The organism is Rhizobium rhizogenes NBRC 13257 (genome assembly GCF_000696095.1).
In the GTDB taxonomy this organism is placed as follows: Bacteria; Pseudomonadota; Alphaproteobacteria; order Rhizobiales; family Rhizobiaceae; genus Rhizobium; species Rhizobium rhizogenes.
Genome location: NZ_BAYX01000031.1, coordinates 1 through 20,119, shown reverse-complemented (window position 1 = coordinate 20,119; position 20,119 = coordinate 1). Strand labels below are relative to the sequence as shown.

The 20,119-nt window shown below is 58.8% G+C and carries 16 protein-coding genes and 1 pseudogene; 14 read left to right on the top strand and 3 right to left on the bottom strand.

All coding sequences use genetic code 11. The annotated features are described in order from the left end of the window. Positions 1-43 precede the first annotated feature (43 nt). From RRH01S_RS32665 to RRH01S_RS32650, 4 genes are all read left to right on the top strand, one after another. Entirely contained in the window at positions 44-1,315 is a 1,272-nt protein-coding gene (locus RRH01S_RS32665; protein ID WP_234711810.1) for an ABC transporter substrate-binding protein, read from the top strand. Positions 1,316-1,441: 126 nt separating this feature from the next. Continuing rightward, positions 1,442-2,272 (top strand): metallophosphoesterase family protein, encoded by an 831-nt coding sequence (locus RRH01S_RS32660; protein WP_042477643.1) that lies wholly within the window; start codon positions 1,442-1,444, stop codon positions 2,270-2,272. Between the two features lie 120 nt (positions 2,273-2,392). Then, positions 2,393-3,268, top strand: a complete 876-nt coding sequence (locus tag RRH01S_RS32655) for a histidinol-phosphatase (RefSeq protein WP_042477638.1) — start codon at positions 2,393-2,395, stop codon at positions 3,266-3,268. Positions 3,269-3,270: 2 nt separating this feature from the next. Further along, positions 3,271-3,789 (top strand): GNAT family N-acetyltransferase, encoded by a 519-nt coding sequence (locus tag RRH01S_RS32650; protein WP_042477624.1) that lies wholly within the window; start codon positions 3,271-3,273, stop codon positions 3,787-3,789. A 49-nt stretch (positions 3,790-3,838) separates the two neighbouring features. On the opposite strand, the gene RRH01S_RS32645 is transcribed toward RRH01S_RS32650, so the two are convergent. Next, positions 3,839-4,567 carry an SDR family NAD(P)-dependent oxidoreductase gene (locus tag RRH01S_RS32645; RefSeq protein WP_052365438.1) on the bottom strand — a complete coding sequence of 243 codons (729 nt, stop codon included), beginning with the start codon at positions 4,565-4,567 and terminating at the stop codon, positions 3,839-3,841. A gap of 164 nt (positions 4,568-4,731) precedes the next feature. On the opposite strand from RRH01S_RS32645, the gene RRH01S_RS32640 reads away from it, so the two are divergent. From RRH01S_RS32640 to RRH01S_RS32600, 9 genes are all read left to right on the top strand, one after another. Next, the gene (locus RRH01S_RS32640) at positions 4,732-6,927 is read left to right on the top strand and encodes an alpha-ketoacid dehydrogenase subunit alpha/beta (RefSeq protein ID WP_042477621.1); all 2,196 of its coding nucleotides are present in this window, start codon (positions 4,732-4,734) and stop codon (positions 6,925-6,927) included. 11 nt (positions 6,928-6,938) lie between these two features. Beyond that, positions 6,939-8,207: a 2-oxo acid dehydrogenase subunit E2 gene (locus RRH01S_RS32635; RefSeq protein WP_042477618.1), complete on the top strand. Its 1,269-nt coding sequence runs from the start codon at positions 6,939-6,941 to the stop codon at positions 8,205-8,207. Then, complete coding sequence (locus RRH01S_RS32630) at positions 8,204-8,959, top strand: GntR family transcriptional regulator (RefSeq protein WP_042477616.1); 756 nt, start codon at positions 8,204-8,206, stop codon at positions 8,957-8,959. The genes RRH01S_RS32635 and RRH01S_RS32630 overlap by 4 nt, the downstream gene beginning before the upstream one ends. Before the next feature lie 114 nt (positions 8,960-9,073). Then, positions 9,074-9,862 carry an SDR family NAD(P)-dependent oxidoreductase gene (locus RRH01S_RS32625; protein WP_042477613.1) on the top strand — a complete coding sequence of 263 codons (789 nt, stop codon included), beginning with the start codon at positions 9,074-9,076 and terminating at the stop codon, positions 9,860-9,862. A 123-nt stretch (positions 9,863-9,985) separates the two neighbouring features. Beyond that, positions 9,986-10,981, top strand: a complete 996-nt coding sequence (locus RRH01S_RS32620; protein ID WP_042477611.1) for an ABC transporter permease — start codon at positions 9,986-9,988, stop codon at positions 10,979-10,981. Positions 10,982-11,014: 33 nt separating this feature from the next. Next, the gene (locus RRH01S_RS32615) at positions 11,015-12,016 is read left to right on the top strand and encodes a sugar ABC transporter substrate-binding protein (protein WP_042477607.1); all 1,002 of its coding nucleotides are present in this window, start codon (positions 11,015-11,017) and stop codon (positions 12,014-12,016) included. 66 nt (positions 12,017-12,082) lie between these two features. Further along, the gene (locus RRH01S_RS32610) at positions 12,083-14,206 is read left to right on the top strand and encodes an ABC transporter permease (RefSeq protein ID WP_042477604.1); all 2,124 of its coding nucleotides are present in this window, start codon (positions 12,083-12,085) and stop codon (positions 14,204-14,206) included. Then, positions 14,203-15,294, top strand: coding sequence for an SMP-30/gluconolactonase/LRE family protein (locus tag RRH01S_RS32605; RefSeq protein WP_042477601.1), 1,092 nt, complete (start codon positions 14,203-14,205; stop codon positions 15,292-15,294). The genes RRH01S_RS32610 and RRH01S_RS32605 overlap by 4 nt, the downstream gene beginning before the upstream one ends. A gap of 2 nt (positions 15,295-15,296) precedes the next feature. Continuing rightward, positions 15,297-16,790, top strand: coding sequence for a sugar ABC transporter ATP-binding protein (locus RRH01S_RS32600; protein WP_042477598.1), 1,494 nt, complete (start codon positions 15,297-15,299; stop codon positions 16,788-16,790). A gap of 113 nt (positions 16,791-16,903) precedes the next feature. Here RRH01S_RS32600 and RRH01S_RS32595 read toward each other — a convergent pair. Together RRH01S_RS32595 and RRH01S_RS32590 are read right to left on the bottom strand one after the other, a co-directional pair. Continuing rightward, positions 16,904-17,904 (bottom strand): annotated as a pseudogene (locus RRH01S_RS32595) (IS5 family transposase). 359 nt (positions 17,905-18,263) lie between these two features. Beyond that, positions 18,264-18,677 carry a winged helix-turn-helix transcriptional regulator gene (locus RRH01S_RS32590; RefSeq protein ID WP_052365445.1) on the bottom strand — a complete coding sequence of 138 codons (414 nt, stop codon included), beginning with the start codon at positions 18,675-18,677 and terminating at the stop codon, positions 18,264-18,266. Positions 18,678-18,810: 133 nt separating this feature from the next. On the opposite strand from RRH01S_RS32590, the gene RRH01S_RS32585 reads away from it, so the two are divergent. Beyond that, on the top strand, positions 18,811-19,632 hold the full coding sequence (locus tag RRH01S_RS32585; RefSeq protein WP_042477596.1) for a dienelactone hydrolase family protein: 822 nt from the start codon (positions 18,811-18,813) through the stop codon (positions 19,630-19,632). Positions 19,633-20,119 lie beyond the last annotated feature (487 nt).

Sequence of the window (20,119 nt, the reverse complement as noted above, 5' to 3'; positions counted from 1 at the left end):
GCAGAGGCGCAAGTCAAGACCAATCCACTCCGAAGGAATCACAATGAAAATGAAAGCCATCCTCGCGGCTGCGGCCCTGACCCTGGTTGGGACTGCACCGGCCTATGCGGCCGATTCAGTGACGCTGAACTTCTATCATACCCAGTTGCCCTTCATGCAGTCCATCCTCGAAGGGTTCAAGAAGGCTCATCCGGAAATCACCATCAATGACCAGGCCCCGGCGGCCAATTACAGTGCTGGTGATCAGAGCGTCATTCGCGGCATGATGACCGGTTCGGCGCCGGACGTGTATCTCGTCTCCTATTCCTCGCTGCCAACGATCGCCGGCGTGATGAAGGACCGCGGCGAAGCACAGTCGCTCGATCCCATGCTGGCCAAGGAAGGCAATGATTGGCAGACGGCGAATTATGCACCGGCCATTCTCGACCTCGCGAAGGTAAGGGGCGAGCAGTATGCCATGCCGTTCACCGCATCGCTGCCGCTTCTCTATGTCAACAAGGAACTGGTCGAAAAGGCCGGTGGAAACGTCGATCGGTTCCCGACCACCTGGGACGGCGTGATCGATCTGTCTGCTAAGATCAGCAAGCTCGGCAATGGCGTCCAAGGCCTCGGCTTCTCGGTCGGCGGGCTCAGCGACGACTGGTACTGGCAGATGATGGTCATGGGTGCCGGCGACCCGATGCTGGACGCCAAAAACAGTGGTATCGGCTATGACGACAAGGCCGGGCTGGAAGCGCTCCGCATCACCCAGGACATTGCGATCAAGACGGGCATGTCGGTTTACGCCGATCCGAAGCCGGCCCAGCAGCAGTTCTTCGCCGGCAAGATCGGCATGGTCGTCGAGTCGCCTTCCGATCTCGTCGCCTACGAGACCGCCATCGGCGACCGTTTCACCATGCGCACCGTCCGCTTACCGCTGATCGACGCCAAGAAGGGTGGTTTGCCTGCCGGCGGCAACGCCCTGATGGTGCTTGCAAAGGATGCAGCCAAGCGCGCTGCCGCCTGGGAGTTCGTCAAATATATGACCAGCGCCGCGGTTCAAGCGGACGTTTCCAAGGCCAGCGGCTACATGCCGGTCAACGTTCAGACCGCCAAGGCGCTGGAAGGCTTCTATGCCGAACATCCCAACTTCCAGACAGTCTTCAAGTCCATGAATGCCGCCATGCCGTGGTTCGCCTACCCGAACAATACCGCGGATGATGTCTGGAAGGGCGTCGCGCCGATCCTCGACCAGTTGCAGCGTGGCAAGATCACGCCTGAAGCTGCGATGCCGAAGATCCGCGAGCATGTCGCGGGCGTGATGGCTGCGCAGTAATTCGGCGCCTCCATCCTGGAACGCTCTCGAAAAAGGCCGGCGGGTTCGGGCCCGCCGGTCGCTTCGATCTCCTGTCCAGCCCATATCCGGACACTCTGAATATCTGACTGTGAAAGATCACTTCTCTTGAAAATAGCCATTCTCTCGGATCCCCATATCGGATCGACCAATCCCGTCTTCGTACCCAACTGGGAGAAGGTCGTTGCACATGTAAATGCCCGCACCGATATCGATCTCGCCATCATTCTGGGCGACCTGACCCTGCTGGGATCCGAACAGCCAGAGGACTTGCTGTTTGGAAGGGCTGCCCTGGAAGCATTGAACCCGCCTTGGCTTGTCATTCCGGGCAATCACGATGTCGGCGATATTTCCCGCGCCAGCCATCAGCCCTGCAACAGCGAACGGCTGGCCCTGTGGGAAGAGCAATACGGGCCTTCGTACTGGAATTCCGATCGGCTGCCGGGTTGGCGTCTGATCGGTCTGAACAGCCAGATTATTGGCACCGGCCTGGCAGAGGAACAGGCCCAGTGGCAGGCGCTCGAAGACGCCCTCGCGACGCGGGGATCGCGTAAACCGGTTCTCTTCACTCATATGCCGCTTTTCCTGAATGACTGGGAAGAGGCAGACCGGCCCGCCTGGGCGCTGATGACTGAGGGCAGAAACAGGTTGCGCCGATTGATCTGCGATTATAGCGTCTGCGCCGTCGTCACCGGTCACATGCACCGAACCGTCCAGATAGACATGTGGGAAACGCGGATGATCTGGTGCGCGGCGTCGAGTTTCCTCACCTATGATCACTCCATGCCGGAACAGCCGGGCTCGGCCCTTCTGGGACTGACGATCCTCACACTGGGGGATGAGGAGATCGGTGCCGGGTTCGTCGAGCTCGACGATCTGATGATCAGCCGGATCGAGGATTATAACGGCACGATCTATCGCTCCCCGGCGAAGGACTGAATGCACGCATATCGCTTGCGCGTGTCTTGCAGATGACAAATGACCGGAGGCTCCGGTGACTGCTATCGTTCACCACGATCGCGACCGCTCGTGTTTCTTCGGCCCCTAAGGAAAACTATCATGGTCTGGTTCAGCTATCACGGCGGCCATAGCGGCGAGTTCTGCGCGCATGCCACATCGACGCTCGAAGAGGTTGTCGATACCGCCATCGAACGCGGTTTCACGCATTACGGGCTCAGCGAACATTGCCCCCGCTACCGCGCGCAGGATCTTTATCCCGGCGAGGAAAAGCTTGGCATAGCCGGTCTTGCAGCTGCTTTCGAAGCCTATGTGGCGCGTGCCCTCGATCTGCGCGATGCCCGTGCCGGGGAGATCGAGCTGTTCGTCGGGTTCGAAACGGAAACGCTTCCGCCCGAGGGATGGCTTCAGGCCATGATGACGGTGCGGGATGCCTATCCGTTCGACTATATCGTTGGCAGCGTCCACGACATCTGTGGCCGCTGGGTCGATTTCTCTCCGGCCGACACAGCCGTGCTGACCGCAGATCTCGGCGGACCGGAAGCCTTGCAAGTCGCCTATTTCGATGCGGTGACGAACATGGTCGAATCGCTCCGGCCCGATATCGTTGCGCATCTCGATCTGGTGCGCAAATATGAGCCGGCCGGATTCAGTTTCTCTGCGCGCGCGCTGCGCGCGATCGAGACAACGCTCGAGGCAATCGGGACCTCTGGCGGTGTTCTCGACGTCAACTGCGCAGCATTCCGCAACGGATACGGGCCGGTTTATCCACTGCCGCAGATCCTGGAGCGGGCAAGGGCAATGGGCATTCGCGTGACCTTCGGGGATGATAGCCACGGGGCGCAGACGGTGGGTGTCGGGCTGGACCAGTCGCTGGCCGCGATCGCGGCGGCGGGCTATGAAACGGTCGCCTACCTCACGCGCGCGGATGGATGGCGCGAAGCGGCACTCGACACGCTCAGGCCCCGTCGGGGCTGATCATGATCGAGAAAGACATGCGCCAGAGCGCCACTGCACAGTCCCTGACGGTCGAGCCGGCCAGTGCCGCCGACATTCCCTTCATCATGTCGATCGAGCGCAGTCCTGGTTATCAAGCGCTGGTCGGAAGTTACGACGCCACAGAGCACCGCAGGCGGATGGAGGCGCCGACCTGCACCTATCTTCTCTGCCGCAACGCCGGCGAATTGGTGGGGTTTGCCGTCATTCGCCGCGACGATGATGGCATGGGAACAGCCCAGTTGCACCGGATCGCAGTATCGCCACCGGGAAACGGCTACGGCTCGGCATTTTTGCGAAAAATCTGCCGATGGGTTTTTTCCGAACATGGTCTCGACCGGTTATGGCTTGATGTGCTTCCGTCGAACGTGCACGCCACCCGCCTTTATGAGAAGCTGGGTTTTGTCAGGGAGGGCGTCATGCGGGCGTCGTTGCGTGTGCCTGGAGGGCGTCAAGATCTCGTCTTGATGTCGTTGCTGCGCAAGGATTGGGAGCGCCATTGACCCTCGCGGATTATTTGCAGGGTCTCCGGTTCGCTACCCTTCAACTAAGTCAATGGAAGAAAATGCCCCCATTGATATCCATTATCGATCCCGACATGTAGCTTCCGCTTGGGCCTAGTAGGAAGATGATTGCCGCAGCAATTTCCTCCGGCTCCGCGAAGCGTCGCAACGGCAAGCTCTCAGGATTGTAGCCCTTGCCTTGGATCATACCTGTGTCGGTCGCACCCGGTGCGACACCGTTGACCAGAACATTGTGGGGAGCGCCGCGCCTTGACAGCCAACGAACGAAGGCATGAATGCCGCCCTTGGTGAACGCATAATCCGGCCCGGACAATATCCCGCCCATCCAACCTGCGACGGAACCGCAAAGCACGATGCGGCCTTCCTCTCGCTCCACCATGCCGGGGAAAAAGGCTCGAGTGACATTGATCGGCCCCTTGATATTGACTGCGAGAGTGCGGTCCAACACATCGTCCCAGCCCGGCTCAAGCCAATCCCCCGCAGGACATAGAGCGGCGGTATCCACTACGCCGTAAACTGGTCCGGTCTCCTGCGCGATCCGTTCGACCTCCGAACGATCGGTGTTGTCCACCTGATGTATAACGGCATGAGAGGCCAACGCTCCAAGATGCGAAGCGACCATTTCCGGCGTCGCAACGTCCAAAAGTACCAGTCGTGCTCCCGCTTCATGACACAGTCTCGCCGTAGCGCGTCCTATTCCTCCGCCCGCGCCAGTTATCACGATCAGCTTATCGGCCAATTCTGACATCGCTGCCATCAATTCCTCCCATTGCTCCTAAAGATTGTATATATAAATTGTCGCAATTTATAACAGAAAGTGTGATATCATATTTGTGATTGACGTAAAGTAGATTTCGTTGGATGTTGCCCCGGCTTGCGGAGAAGGGAGTCTCCACGGTGCATCGCGGGAGGCGAATATTCATGAGACTGGACAACGTTCCAATGGCGACGCAAATGCGCGAGCTCGCCGTCGAGGAAACGGATTGGGAGTCGTTCAGTGCCGAGGATGCCAAGCGCCTTGTCATGTTGACGCTCGCCTGCCGCAGGTTCGAGGAAACCATTCTTCAGCTCGATAAACTCGGTTTGGTACATGGGCCGGCACATTCCAGCATCGGACAAGACGGAGCCGCGGCAGGTTGCCTGGCAGCCCTGCCGAATGGGACCAAGATCAACGGCACGCATCGCTCCCATCATAACTGCATGAGCAAACTGCTGAGCGCGCTCTACTATAAGGATTTCGATCCGGTCGCCGTCAACCGCATGCCGGAAGATATGCGCAGGGAAGTCTTCGCAATGATGAGCGAGGTTCTGGGCCTTCGGACAGGATGGAACGGCGGCCGCGGCGGTTCCATGCACATGCGCAAGGACGAACTCGGAATCATGGGAACCGATGCGATCGTCGCCGGCGGAATGCCACTCGCCGTGGGCGTCGCCTTCGCCGACAAAGTGCGCAAGGCCGACACGATCACGGTCACGTTTTTCGGCGACGGCGCGATCCATCAAGGTACCGCCCATGAGGCGATGAACCTTGCCGCGCTTTATTCCCTGCCTATGATCTTCTTTCTTGAGAACAATCACTACGCCGTTTCGATGAGTGTCGGGCAATCGACGCGGGAGACGACGTTGCTGACGCGTCCCGTCGCTCACGGCATAGCCGCTGTCCGGGTCGATGGAATGAACCCGTTCGCGGTTTGGTTGGCGACTCGGTGGGCGGAGGAGCACATCAGGGAAAACGGCGGCCCGGCATTCATCGAGGCCGACGTTTACCGATACTACCATCAGAGCCGACCGTTCCCGGGAAGCGCCTTCGGCTATCGTACCAAGGACGAAGAATCCGAATGGCGCGCCAGGGATCCGATCGATTTCCTGAGGCGCGAGCTTCCCGCACGCGGCATCCTGAGCGCGGCGGACATCGACGGCATCGACGCCATGGTCAAGGAAGCGATGGCGTGGGCCAACGCCGAGATCGTCGAAGGGCTGGGGTCCTCCACTCGAATTCGCGAGGAACTCTGGCCTGACGCCAGCGATCCCGATGCGGGGTTGGTCGGCGACCTCAGCGAGTTCGACGGCGTCAGTTTCACGGAAGTCGAGGACCATCGCGCTGAAGACATGGTCGAGATGTCGCTGATCGAGGCCATGCCCAGGGTCATGGGCGCAAACATGGCGAAGGATGACACCATCTACGTGTTTGGCGAAGACGTCGCCAACATGAATGGTGGCACTGTCGGCGCGACGCGTGGATTGGTTGCACAGTTTCCCGATCGCATCATCAACACGCCCATCACGGAAAACGGTTTCTGCGGTCTTGCGAACGGTGCGGCGACGTCTGGGCTGAAGCCCGTCATCGAACTCATGTACAGTGATTTCGCGCTTGTGGCCGCGGATCAGCTATTCAATCACTCGGCGAAAATTCGCCATCTGTTCAATGGAAAGCATTCCGTCCCGCTCGTTTTGCGATGCCGGATTCCCGGTACAGAGGGATACGGTTCCCAGCATTCCATGGACCCGTCAGGCATCTTCGCGCTCTATCCGGGCTGGCGTGTCGTGGCCGCATCCAATGCCTTCGACTATGTAGGGCTGATGAATACCGCGTTGCGCTGCACCGATCCGGTTCTCGTCATCGAACATCAGGGTCTCTACAATCGAAAAGGCCCCATACCAAAGAACTTCGACCACTTCATACCGATCGGAAAAGCAAAACGGGTCGCAGAGGGCAACCAGATCACGTTGCTCACCACGCTTGCCCTGGTCGATCCTTGCATTGAGGTGGCGCGGGAGATGGGGTGCTCCGCCGACATTATTGATTTGCGCACCCTTTCGCTCCGGGACATCGATTATGAGACGATCGGCGCGTCCATCCGCAAGACGGGCAATGTCGCTATTGTCGAGCAGACCACCCGCGGCACCAGCCTGGGCTCCCACATCGCCGATGAAATCCAGCGCCGTTTCTTCGACTACCTGGACCAGCCCGTGAAGCGGGTGACAGGGGGTTGGGCCGCCCCGACCGTCTCGAAAGTGCTGGAGCGGGCGGCGCTTGCCGGGCCCGAGGACATCCGTGATGTGATCGCGTCGTTGTTGCACGACAGCGGGCAGCCGCTTCTCGACAAGATCGCGTGAGGGGAGCGAAGATGTCCATCTCAATTCTCCTTCCCTCGCTTTCGCCCTCCATGGAAACGGGCAACATCGTCCGCTGGCTCAAGAAGGAAGGCGACGAGGTCAAGATCGGCGACGTGATCGCCGAGATCGAGACGGACAAGGCGACGATGGAAATCGAAGCTTTCGACGAAGGCACGCTGTCCAGGATCGTGTGGCCGGAGGGTTCTCTTGATGTACGCGTCAACGAGGTGATCGGAATCCTGGCGGCCCGCGGTGGAGCGGTTTCGGCTGCGGGCGGCGTGCCGGACGCAGCCCCTTCCATTGCCACTGCTGAAATCGAGCCCAAGACGGCCGGTGCGATACAAACGGGTGCAACGACCGATCGCGTCTTCGCGTCTCCGCTTGCAAGGCGCATTGCAAGCGAGGAGCACATCGATCTTAGTGAGCTGGTCGGTAGTGGTCCGCGCGGCCGGATCGTACGACGCGACGTCGAGGCGAGCGTGTCCGGCAGGCCGCCGGCACTCCAGACCCCCGTTGGCGAAGTGCTCCCGGGATCGGCGCGGAACATATGCTGGAACGCCGAACAGATTATCCGGCTGTACGAACCAGGTTCGTACGAAGAGATCAACCTGGATGGCATGCGCAGGACGATCGCCTCCAGGGTGATCGAGGCGAAACGCACCGTTCCGCATTTTTACCTGTCGATCGACTGTGACGCCGGCGCGCTGTTGAAGCTGAGGGGCGAATTGAACGCGACACAGATGCGGCCTGATACGCCGCCGATGAAGCTGACTGTCAACGACTTCATCGTCAAAGCGCTCGCGATCTCCATGCAGGAATTGCCAGAAGCCAATGTTGTTTGGGCCGAGGACCGCATTCTCCGGTTCCATCATTCCGACATCGCAGTCGCGGTCGACGGCGGCCTCCATACCCCTGTCCTGCGACGCGCTGAAACGAAAAGCCTTTCATCCATTTCATCCGAAATCAAGATGCTGGCGGAGCGCGCCAGGGCGGACAAACTCGCGCCTGGAGACTACAGTGGTGGCTCCGCCTCGATTTCGAACCTCGGAATGTATGGAGCCTCGAACTTCCAGCCGATCATCAACCTGCCGCACGCATTCATCCTTGGCATTGGAGCCGTCGAGGAACGCTTGGTGTCGAGGAATGGACAACCAACTTCAATTCGTGCTTTCACGGTGACTATGTCCTGTGACCACCGGGTTATGGACGGCGCATTGGCCGCCCGCTTGCTCGCGACGTTCAAGGCTGCAGTTCAGAACCCCATGAGGATATTGATTTGACCGAGAGCTATTCAGTCGCGGACAAGCTGCCGCGTGTCGAGCGAAACACGCTGGCCGATGTCGTCTATTCGGAGATCAAGGAATTGATCCTGTCCGGACTGATTGCGCCTGGAGAACGCCTGACGCTCAGGAGGCTCGCGGCAGCCGTCGGAACGAGCCCCATGCCCGTCCGAGACGCCGTCAGCCGCCTCGTGGCTGAGAAGGCGTTGGAGATGCTTCCCAACCGCTCGATCCAGGTATCGTGGCCGTCCCGGGAGAGGTTTGAAGAGATAATCGCGATCCGTTGCACGGTGGAGGGCCTCGCTGCGGAAGCGGCCTGCCGCAGGCGCACCGAGGCCGAACTCAATGAGATCAAGCGCGAAGCCGAAATGTTCGAGACTTTCGCTCACGGCGCGACGCCGGACCCGATGGAGGCGATGCGCGCCAATCGCAGGATGCATTTCGCCATCTATCGTGCGGCTGGAATGCCGACCTTGCTTCAAATCATCGAGGCGCTGTGGCTGCAGGTCGGACCGGTATTCTGGGCATCGGTCGGAGGTGAGATCAAGGCGCACGCAGCGGGGAAATCGGCCTCTGACACCAGCGAGATGCTCGATACCACATATCGGTCGCATGCGGCGCTCGTCAATGCGATCGAGGCGAGGGACGGGGAGAGAGCCCGGCAGGCGGTCGTTAACGACGTCGAAAAGGCTGCGGTCATGATCGTGCGCTCCGGCCGGCTGAATGATGCGGAAGGATGGGTGCCCAGATGAAGCTGTCATTCAACAAGCATTGGAGCGAAGCCATCGTGACCTTCGCTGTGATCACAAATATCATATCGTCCATGAAACTATGTGCGCGGTTTGCTGGGAATGGAGGAGTTCAGCATGACTTTGGCCGGTAAACTCGCTGTCGTAACGGGCGGTGCGAGCGGCATCGGAGCCGCCTGCTGCCGGGAACTCGTTCGCCACGGCGCGCGCATCGTCGTATTGGACCGCGCGGAGGAAGCGGCACGCGCAGTTGCCGCAGAGTTGAATGGTGTCGCCAAAGCTCTGGATGTCGGCAGTCCGGAACACATCGAAGCCGTTGCAAAGGAAATAGAGGCCGAGTTCGGCATACCCGATATCGTCGTTAATAGCGCGGGCATAATTCAGCTTCCTCTGCCACCGGAAGACCTGTCTCTCGAATTGTGGGACGACGTCATACGGATAAACCAGCGCGGCACCTATCTCACCTGCCTTGCATTCGGCAGACGCATGGCGACCGCCCGCAAGGGAAGCATCGTCAACATCGCGTCCATCGCGGGCATGCGTTCGATGCCGCTGCATGCCTATTCGCCCGCCAAGGCCGCCGTCATCGCGATGACCGAGAACCTCGCGGCGGAATGGGGTCGTTCGCAGGTGAGGGTCAACGCGGTTTCACCTGGATACACACTGACCCCTGCGATCAAGGGGGCGATTGATCGGGGGGAGCGTGATCCAAGCAAATTGTCGGAAAACTCGGCCCTTGGCCGGATGGTCAAGCCGGAAGAAATCGCTGCTGTCGTTGCCTTCCTGGCGGGGCCTGCAGCTTCAGCGGTGACGGGTGCGAACATACCCGTCGACTGCGGCGCGACCGTGGCGATGTCGTGGAACCCATATGGCGGGGTGGGTAGAAAGCCGCCGAACGATCGATAGGAGTTCGCTGTCGCTGACGTCCAATCCATTCGATTGTGTGAAGACGTCGGCGCGGTAGTCGTAAACACGGAGTGAGGGGACCGCGGGCTTCGGGAGAGCATCCGCGCGCCATGGGAGGTAGGAATGTCGAGCAGTGCCCGGACAAAACGCAAGCCTTTGGCGGTGACGCAAGAAGCGATTGTCTTCCTTATTTTCGTCGTCGCCTTTGCCTGCTTCTCAATCTTTCTTAGGGGCTTTTTTACCTTCGACAATATCGGATCGCTGCTGCAGAACGTTGCGATCCTGGGAATCTTGGGCCTGGCCATGGGCCTTGTGGTGATCGGCCGAGGCATCGATCTTGCCATCGTCGCGATCATGGCAATCACGATGGCCTGGTCGCTCAATCTCATGAACATGGGCTATCTGCCGATTGTTGCGCTTGCGGCCGGTTTGGCGCTCGCTTTGATTATCGGCGCGATCCAAGGGTTCCTTATTGCCTACGTCGAAATTCCCGCGATCTTCGCGACCCTTGCGATGGGAACCGTCGTCTATGGGTTCGGACGCGTCGCGCTCGTCGATCAGGACATCATCTACTTGTCCGGCGACGCAGGGCCGCTTCAAAAGATTGGAGGGGGAACGTTCCTCGATATCCCCGTGCCCGTGTGGTTGATGTGCACACTCGCGCTGTTGATCTTCGTCGTGCTCAAGTACACGAAGGTCGGTGTCTTCATCCGGAGCATGGGCGATAATCCTCTCAGGGCGCGTATTGCGGGGATGCCCGTCAGGCCGCTGATCCTTCTGCAGTATGTGATTTCCGCGACGATCGGCTTTCTTGCCGGACTCATCATGGCGATGGTGGTCGGAAGCATGAACACCCGCATTGTCGTATCGACCATGGTTTACGACGTCGTCCTCGTCGTTGTCCTCGGCGGTATCGGCTTGAGCGGTGGCAAAGGCGGCGTGCGCAACGTGATCGTCGGAACTTTGCTGATCGGGACGCTGCTGAACGGCATGACCATTCTGGACGTGCCCTACACCGTCCAGAACATCATCAAGGGATTGATCCTGCTCGTCGCCATCACGGCGGACAGCATCGTCAATCCACGTGACGAACAGACATCGCAACAAGGCGATATTTGAAGGCTGGCTTCAACTTAGGAGGAGGAGAAGGAAATGAAAGCATTCGCAAAACTCATTGCTGGGGTGGCGGTAGCCGCGTTCAGTTGGAGCATCGCACTCGCAGATGTTCTCGATGATGGACAGAACGTGCAATACTACCAGGACATGCAGGGCAAGAAGGTCGTCTTCGTGCCCCAGGCCGCCGGCATCGACAACGTCGAGGGATACATCACGGCGATGCGCAAGCAGGCGGAGGCGCTTGGATATTCGATCGACGTCCGCGACCCGAACTGGAACACGGACCTCGGCGCTCAGGCGATCAGTGCGGCCATCAATGAGAAGCCGGACGTTCTAGTCGTCATGAATCAGGACGTTCAATCCTACGCACGCCTACTGAAGCAGGCGATGGCGGCTGGCATTCCGGTTATCCAGGTTCAGGTGAAGTCGCAGACTACGACAGACGGTTATGCCGGACCTGAATGGTATGACGTCGGCTACCGTAACATCAAGGAGGCGATGGAGACCTGCAGCCCCAAGAAGGGCAAGAGCGGCAAGATCGCGATCATCCAGGGCACGCCTACCAACCCCGCCAACGCATATGGCATGGCGGCACTGGAAACCCTGACGGCCGAAAATCCGGACATCAAGGTTGTCTCCACTCAGGCGGGCGACTGGGATGCGACCAAGGCGCACGGCGTGGCGTCGACGGTGCTCAAGCAAAACCCTGACCTTTGCGCCTATATCGGGTTCTGGGATGGTCAGGATGTCGGCGTGGCGGCTGCTATCAAGGAGGCCGGCCTGACAGGCAAAGTGCTCTTGTTCAGCTCGGGCGGCGGCAACCAGTCTTCGTGCGAGCAGGTCAAGAACGGCAGCTTCGACTACTATGTCAGCTATGACGCTGCGGGACAGGCCCGCGATCTGAACGACGCGATCAAGGTCGTGCTCCAGCAGAAGAACGCGCCGGGAGAAAAGCCTTTCGTCTTCTATTCCAACGTCAAGATCGTCACCAAGGAAACCCTTACCCCGACATCTTGCTGGTCGAAGAAAGACTTCTAAATCGTCGCGGCGGTGGCGGCGGAAACGCCCGCCACCGAATCTTAAAATTTCAGAGCGGGTGAGTTCATGCAGAACGGTGATGTCCTGTCGCGTTTGCGATATCGATTGTTCCCCGACCATATCGTTGGGGAAATCCTTTCCAAGAGCTGGATCGACACTGCTATCCCGGCCATATTCCTCGTGCTCGTTCTTTCTGTGTATTCCGTCATCCTGCCGGGCTTCATGTCGATGGGCAACCTTCTCGACATCTCCCGCCAGCTTGGCGAGATCAGTTTCATCGTTCTCGGCCTGATGATCGTCATGATGGCCGGCGGCATCGACCTGAGCGTTGGCTCGACGATGGCGCTGACGAATTTCGTGGCGCTCGCGCTCATGAACATGTTCCATTGGCCGCTCTACGCCGTGATTCCCACGGTGATGCTCGTCGGTTGCCTGGTCGGGCTGATCAACGGTGTGCTGATCGGCTACCTGCGCCTGCGTGCGTTTCTGACGACTCTGGCCATGCTCATCATCATACGGGCGATCGTCGACACGCTCGGCCTTGCCTACGGGCGCAAGATCGGGTTGGCTTTCGCCGACTCCGCCGCCTGGGACTTCATGGGCATCGGTTTCGTACTGGGAATCCCGGTCAATTTCGCCGCGTCGCTCGTTTTCGCCCTCATCGTGCACATCGTGATGACACGCATGCGGTTTGGATGGCATGTCCTTTCGGTCGGCGGCTCCAGACGTTCAGCTCACAACGCAGGCATCTCGGTCCGGCGGACCGTCTGCATGACCTACGTCATCTCTGGCTTCATGACGAGCATCGCAGGCCTCTTCTATGCCTCCCGCCTCACCAGCGTCGGGTCTGACGTGGGCGTGGGTACCGAGATCACGGCGCTGACCGCCGCGGTGCTGGGCGGCATCAGCCTGGGTGGGGGCCGGGGTTCCGTTGCCAAGGCTTTGCTCGGCACCATTGTCGTCGTGCTTCTGACCAATGGCTTGCTCCGCCTTCAACTGCCGACGGGGTCGAATTCCTTGGTGCTAGGCGCTGTCATGCTGCTGGCAGTCGGCATCGACGTGAAGTGGGTCAAGAACCGCTACAAGCTCCTTTCCCGCGTTTACGTCTCGCCGACCTACGGCATCCTGCCGCCTATGGAATACAAGGTGCCGGGACCGGGCTCGCCCTACCAGGTCAACGACGCGCTCTATAGGTCGGAGCCTATTGGACTGGACGTCGTCGACGGCGCGGAGGACATCGCGTTCGACGAGGATGATAACCTCTACACCGGGTCGCGCCACGGGGACATTCTCAGGTTTTTCGCGCCCGATTACCAGCGCCACGAGGTCTATGTTCACATCGGTGGCCAGCCTCTCGCGGTCCACATGAGCGGCGATGGCGAGCTGCACAGCTGTGTCGGCGGAATGGGCCTCTACAAGGTCACCAAGAACAGGGAGGTCGTGAAGCTGTCCGACGAGACCAACCGCAGCTGGTTCTCCGTGATCGACGACAGCCGTATGCGCCTAGCAGACGACATGGACTTCGCTCCAGACGGCAAAATCTACTTCAGCGAGGCGACGATCCGTTACGACATGCATGATTGGACGGTCGACGCGCTCGAAATGCGCGGCAACGGGCGCCTGATCTGCTACGATCCCAAGGACGGCTCCTCGCGAACGGTGCTGCCCAAACGCGGGTTCCCGAACGGCGTCTGCATGACCGGGGACGGGGAGTCGCTGCTATTCGCCGAGTCGTGGCTTTGCCGCATCAACCGCTACTGGTTTGCCGGGCCGAAGAAAGGCACGGTGGAGATCGTGACGGACACGCTTCCGGGCTATCCGGACAATATCAGGCGTTCGTCGGATGGTTGTTTCTGGATCGCGCTCGTCGGAATGAGGACGCCCGCTCTCGATCTTGCCTGCCGCATGCCGGGATTCCGCAAGCGCATGGCGCAGCGTATTCCGTTTGACGAATGGCTCCACCCGAACATCAACACGGGATGCGTTGTCAAAATCGATCTCGATGGAACCGTGACGGGCGCCCTCTGGGACACGACGGGCGAAAAGCACCCGATGATCACCTCGATGCGCGAACACAAGGGGCATCTTTATCTCGGCGGCATCTACAACAACCGCCTGGGCCGGATACCGCTTCCGAACGCCAACTCGAACTTCGTCGACCGTGACTTCTACAAGGCGGGCCACCAATGATCTCCATTCGCAAATGGATCGACAACTTCCGCGGCTCCGGCGAAGCGGCGGTTACAGTGCCTTCGATGGACGGCGCGTTGAAGCCGAACAACCTGCTGAACGGCGCTCCAGTCATGTGGGATGGAGGCGATAAGCCAGTTGGTAATTTGGCCTCCGACGGCCGCCACGTCTTTTTCAGCCGGGGCGCAGAATTGTTCGTGCTCGATCCGAACTCCGAGCCCCAGCACATCCACGATTGTGGTGGCCCGATATCGGCGATCGCCGCTCACGAATCGGGAAAGTTGGCTGTCGGGGTGGCGGGCAAGGCAATTCTGCTCTGCACGGCAAACGGCGAATTCAAGGAGCTTCTCTCAAGCCAATTGCCGAGGAACTGCCCTGCGGCGATCGCTTTCGAGAGCGACGACACCCTGGTCGTGGCGAACGGCTCTGCTTCCAACGGCCCTGATAAGTGGTGTCGCGATCTGATGGAGAAGAACCGCTCCGGCAGTGTGTGGCGTGTCGACCTGCGGAACGGCGAAGCCAAGTGCATAGCGGGCGACCTCGGCTTTCCGGCGGGGGTGGTGGTCACCGAGACAGGCGATATTGTGATTTCAGAAAGCTGGCGGCACCGGCTTTTGCGGTTGACAGCTGGAGGGAACGCCACGGTGGTTCTCGACGACCTTCCCGGCTATCCCGGGGCGATCTTCCGAAGCGGCCAGGGTGGCTATTGGCTTTCGATTTTCGCACCCCGACGCCAGTTGATCGAGTTCGTGCTCCGCGAGGACGGCTACCGGAAGGCGATGCTTGAATCCCTCGACGAACAGTATTGGGTCGCGCCTTCCCTCAGGACGGGCGTGAACTACTTTGAGCCGGTCCAAAGCGGAGGCGTCCGTCACCTGGGTATCGTCAAACCCTGGGCGCCGACGAGGTCTTATGGCCTGCTGGTGCGGCTCGACGAGAACTTCAATCCGAACGCCAGTTATCATAGCCGCGCAGACGCCAACCGGCACGGCATAACGAGCGCCGTCGAACATGCCGGCAATGTGGTGGTCTCATGCGCGGCGACGAACCAGTTACTGGCTTTGGACCCGACAATCACGGAAGACTGAAGATGCAAAATCTTGTGGAACTGCACGGCGTCACGAAGGCCTACCGCGGCATCACCGCGATCAGCGACGTCGACTTTACCATCAGGGCGGGCGAGGTCCACGCGCTTCTCGGCGAGAACGGCGCGGGAAAGAGCACCATGACCAAAGTCATCGCCGGCGTGACCCCGTTGACGAGCGGCACCATGCTGCTCGATGGTCAGGCAGTCAGCTTCTCGACGCCAGCCGAGGCTCTCTCCAGGGGCATCGCCATGGTATTTCAGGAGACCAGCCTCGTTCCATCGATGACGGTCGCGCAGAACCTCTATCTCGGCGACGAGAAGCTCTTCAACAGACTTCGAGGTCTTTACATCTCCGCGCAGCAGTTTCTGCAGTCTCTCAATTTCAACGTCGATCCCTGGGCCATGGTATCCACGCTCGGGGCGGCGAAAAAGCAGATGGTCGAGATCGCGCGCGCCGTCCGTCAAAACGCCCGCATCATCATCTTCGACGAGCCGACCGCCACGCTCACACCTGAGGAGAAGCATCACTTCTTCGCCCTTATCGAACGTCTTAAGGGGCGGGGGGTGTCGGTGGTGTTCATCAGCCATGCGCTTGAAGAGGCGCTCGAGATTTCCGACCGGATTACGATCCTGCGCGACGGACGTCTCGTAGTCACTGACGAGACCAGAAATTTCGATCGTGACAAGATCATACGCGCAATGGTGGGCCGCGACCTCAGCAGCACGCTCTACGACCATGAAGTCCGTAGGGTACGTCCGCCGGGTCGCAAGGTCCTCAGCGTGCAGAACCTGTCGTGGGGCAGCTTTGTCCGCAACAATTCCTTCTCGGTTTATCAAGGCCAGGTCACAGGCATGTTCGGCCTTATCGGGTCCGGACGAACGGAGACGGCCAAGATCGTCGCGGGTGTTCAAAAGCGCAACTTCTTTCACGGCGGTGAAATCAAACTCGGCGGTAAGACGGTCCGCTATCGCATTCCCCGGCCTGCGGTGAAAGACGGGATAGTCTATGTGACGGAAGACCGGAAAATCGAGGGGTTCTTCGAGACGATGGGCATCGCGGATAACATTTACGCGAGCCTTCTCGGAGCGGATTTGAACAAGAGCTCGGTCGTGAGGATGAGCGAAGTGCGAACGGTCGCGCAGAACTGGATCAAGCGTCTGAACATCAAGGCGATCGACAGCAATGCAAGGGTCATCGAATTGTCAGGCGGCAATCAGCAGAAGGTCGTCATAGCCGAGGCTCTCGTCCAGGAGCCCAAGCTGATAATCTTCGACGAACCCACCCGCGGCGTCGACGTGGGAGCGATAGCCGAGATACACCAACTGATAAATGAACTTGCCGACAGCGGCTTGGCGGTTCTCGTCATATCGTCCTACCTGCCAGAGGTCATGAACCTCTCCGATCGCATCCTGGTATCGCGATCCGGACGCATCGTCGAGGAGTTTGCGCCGACGACGGCGACCGAGGAAAAGATCATGTACGCCGCTGTTCATTGACAATCAGGCAGCGAACGGCTGTCTACGTGCCGAACGTGGTGAACGATCTCCACCGCGGGGGCGTTGGTGCGGGGATCAGGAAATGTGCAGAATTTGGTCTTTGATGGGCCTGCTTATTTGGTTGCTCCCGCCGAGGCTCGGCAACGAAGGGATTTCGGACGTCCGCAGGCGAGCATTCGGTTAAGAGTGGCCACCCCGATCGCAGTCTCTGTCTGTTGAGCAAGGAATGACCGAGCCCGCAAACGCGGCCCAATAACGCCTTTGTATCGACCCATCGCGGTTTCAACCAAAGCCCGTTTGCCATAGCCGGTGCCGTCCTACCATTTCAACCGACCATCAACCAGGATGGATGCGATGTGATAGTCTCTCTGGCAGGACGCCTGGGCGTTGGGCTGTTTAGTCGCGTTCAAGCGCGGTGGAATGACGACCCTTGCGCCTGGGCTGTGACACAGGACAGCGTTATAGGTTGGAGTGCCATCATAAGCGCCATCGGCAGTGAACTGGTCGATCTCATCGTCGATCTGATCCAGCAAAGGTTCCAGCTGCGAGGCGTCGCCTGTTTCCTGATCTGTCAGACTATGTGCAATAATCTCGCCCCACTGTCGGCATCAACAGCTAGGTGCAGTTTTCGCCAGCCACGCCGGGACTTCGCTCCGTGCTTTTCTTCCAGCCATTGGCCCGCGCCATAGACCTTGAGCTCGGTACTGTCGACCAGAACGTGAATGGTTCCGTCCACCACATGCTGCCGGTCGTTGCTGCTGGCCGATAGCTTCCAAGTCCTGGCCCTCCGGCTCAGTGTGGTGTGATCGGGCACAGGCAAATCCAATACCATCATATCAAGCACCGAACTCAAAAGCCCTTCGCTCTGGCGTAACCGTAATCCGAATACCATGCCCAGCATCAGCGTGGTTTCGATCGCCAGATCAGAATAAAGAGGCTGGCCACCGCGCGTTTTGCGCCGTGGGGGTGCCTAGCCCGCCAGCGCGTCCGGAGTTATCCAAAGGGTCATGCTGCCACGGCGGCGAAGGCCCGCCTCGTACTCCGCCCAGTTCGTCACTTTGAACTTCATCTTACCGATGTGATGGCGGCGGGGGGCGTTATGTTTGTGCGGCATGCGGGTTCAATCAACCTATTTTCGATCCCGGCCGCATAGATGCAAAATGTTGAAATTTGATCCCTGCACCAATTCCCTTCTAATGTGTTCAACGTCCGCTTTGCGCCTTCATGCCGGTCGTTCGAGTTTTTGCCCATGTTTGCTGTAAACGGACCTTCGTCGCAACTTGATCAAAGATCTCAGTAGCAGCGGGAAGCAGTCGTTTGTTGCGGGGCGGATGAATGGCGGCTTTGGGGGCGAGGCTGTAGATTCAACTCACCGATTTGAGCGGAAAGCCGCTGAGGCCAAAGGCAAACGAAGGATCGTATTGCAAGAATTGCTGAAATTTATGTCCGCGCTGTCAGGCGTGAGTTTGATTTCTACTCCCTGTTTCGCAATTTGATCTCGACGTCTTTCAGCGCGATGGGAATTCCGGCATCGCTGATCAGCGCATGATGAACCGAGGTTTGGCTGCTTCTTTCAACAAAATAGACCGGCGCTGGCGTTCGCAGAATGTGCTCTTCTCCCCACTGGCTCAATGCAATCAAGGTAGGACCCAAAGACCTTCCTTTTCCAGTCAGCACATAGGCATGTCGGACGCGCTCGCCCGGCTCCTGATAGGGCTCTCTCTTCAACAGCCCAAAGTTGACGAGCTTGGACAATCGATCCGTAAGCATGGATCGCGGTGCGCCAATGTCCGCCAGCATATCATCGTAGCGCACGACCCCGTAAAAAGCCTCGCGGATAATCAAGAGAGACCACTTATCGCCGAGAATTTCAGCGGACAGGGCCAAGGGGCAAGTCTCTTTGGGGATTGGCGCGCGGCGCCGGACGTTGGGTGGCATGGCTGAGTTTGACATTCGGTATCAGATAAAGCAAAAACAGCTAAGTTCAAAATTCGGTATTAGGAAAGTTTGAGAGAACAATATGGCACATACAAACCTTTCCAGTGACGATCCACTCAATGATTTCATCGCGCGGGTATACAGCATCAATGACGTGGAAAAGCGGGTATTGATTGCCGGCCATGGTCCTGCAGTGATTGTGATGACGGAGATGCCTGGGATCAGCCCGCAGGTAGCCCGTTTTTCCCGTTGGGTGCGTGATGCGGGCTTCACGGTTTATCTGCCATCGCTTTTTGGCCGCGATGGCGCCGTTCTATCGGCTGAGGAGGGTGTCAAAGTTTTCCAACGCGCTTGCGTCAGCGCCGAATTCAGGGCCTTTGCCGGAAATGGGTCAAGTCCGATTACACGATGGCTCAAAGGTTTGGCGCGCAAAGCGCATGATGAATGTGGCGGACCTGGGGTGGGCGCAATCGGAATGTGTTTCACCGGAAACTTTGCACTCAGCATGATGCTGGAGCCTTCAGTGCTTGCTCCCGTCCTGTGTCAGCCGTCTTTACCTTTGGATCAACCTGACGCCGTTGAAAGTTCCCCTGAAGAATTGAAGCTTGTCCGCGACCGGCTTGAACGTGAAGACTTAACCGTTCTTGCCTATCGCTTTGAAGGCGATCAGATTTGCCGTGCAGCCCGGTTTGCTGCTTATGCCGATGCGCTTGGCAGCCAATTCCTGGCCACCACGCTGCCTGACGGCGCAGCAAACCGGGATGTCGCGCCCTTTTTCGCTAAACACGTTCTATATCCACACAGCACGGTGACACAGCACCTTATCGATGGGACGGGGGAACCAACGATAGCAGCAAGAGACGAAATCATTGAATTCTTCCAGATGCGTCTGGCAAAGGTCTGAGAAACCGAATGCGATAGCTTCAGTCGTGGATCACAGAGGACGTACAATGTAGAAGGGACGAACGGCAGCCATGGATCGTACGCTAAAGTGAGGTTACTCTAACAGCCGTCCGCTTCAACGACTTTGCGGATAAAACCCGACGGTCAGCAGCCGGCCCCAAAATCGGTCATTCCAACCAGGCAAAGCTGATGGCCGCTCTTGAGGAATTTCAGACCGATGGCTTTTGCAACAACTGGGTCGCGGGTTCGACCCCCATCAAGACCACTGATATTAGATCAAGCCTAGAAGGGTAGGGGCCTTTCCCGACCTCTTTGCGGGGTAAGACGGATTATGGGAGTGTCGAGCGCCGGTGTCGTCGACCGTCACATAGTGTGACTGGTCTGCCCCTGACAATGATCCTTTTTGAAGTATACCTTGAAAGCCGAGGGAGGATATTGAAACGACTGCTCAATATACAGGGGATCGCCCGCAAGCGCATGACCCCATC

What these genes read in the sequence shown, in the direction of transcription:
- RRH01S_RS32665 (WP_234711810.1), top strand. Translation starts at nt 44, where the DNA reads ATGAAAATGAAAGCCATCCTCGCGGCTGCGGCCCTGACCCTGGTTGGG.
- RRH01S_RS32655 (WP_042477638.1), top strand. Translation starts at nt 2,393, where the DNA reads ATGGTCTGGTTCAGCTATCACGGCGGCCATAGCGGCGAGTTCTGCGCG.
- RRH01S_RS32650 (WP_042477624.1), top strand. Translation starts at nt 3,271, where the DNA reads ATGATCGAGAAAGACATGCGCCAGAGCGCCACTGCACAGTCCCTGACG.
- RRH01S_RS32645 (WP_052365438.1), bottom strand. Translation starts at nt 4,567, where the DNA reads ATGGCAGCGATGTCAGAATTGGCCGATAAGCTGATCGTGATAACTGGC.
- RRH01S_RS32640 (WP_042477621.1), top strand. Translation starts at nt 4,732, where the DNA reads ATGAGACTGGACAACGTTCCAATGGCGACGCAAATGCGCGAGCTCGCC.
- RRH01S_RS32635 (WP_042477618.1), top strand. Translation starts at nt 6,939, where the DNA reads ATGTCCATCTCAATTCTCCTTCCCTCGCTTTCGCCCTCCATGGAAACG.
- RRH01S_RS32625 (WP_042477613.1), top strand. Translation starts at nt 9,074, where the DNA reads ATGACTTTGGCCGGTAAACTCGCTGTCGTAACGGGCGGTGCGAGCGGC.
- RRH01S_RS32620 (WP_042477611.1), top strand. Translation starts at nt 9,986, where the DNA reads ATGTCGAGCAGTGCCCGGACAAAACGCAAGCCTTTGGCGGTGACGCAA.
- RRH01S_RS32615 (WP_042477607.1), top strand. Translation starts at nt 11,015, where the DNA reads ATGAAAGCATTCGCAAAACTCATTGCTGGGGTGGCGGTAGCCGCGTTC.
- RRH01S_RS32610 (WP_042477604.1), top strand. Translation starts at nt 12,083, where the DNA reads ATGCAGAACGGTGATGTCCTGTCGCGTTTGCGATATCGATTGTTCCCC.
- RRH01S_RS32605 (WP_042477601.1), top strand. Translation starts at nt 14,203, where the DNA reads ATGATCTCCATTCGCAAATGGATCGACAACTTCCGCGGCTCCGGCGAA.
- RRH01S_RS32600 (WP_042477598.1), top strand. Translation starts at nt 15,297, where the DNA reads ATGCAAAATCTTGTGGAACTGCACGGCGTCACGAAGGCCTACCGCGGC.
- RRH01S_RS32585 (WP_042477596.1), top strand. Translation starts at nt 18,811, where the DNA reads ATGGCACATACAAACCTTTCCAGTGACGATCCACTCAATGATTTCATC.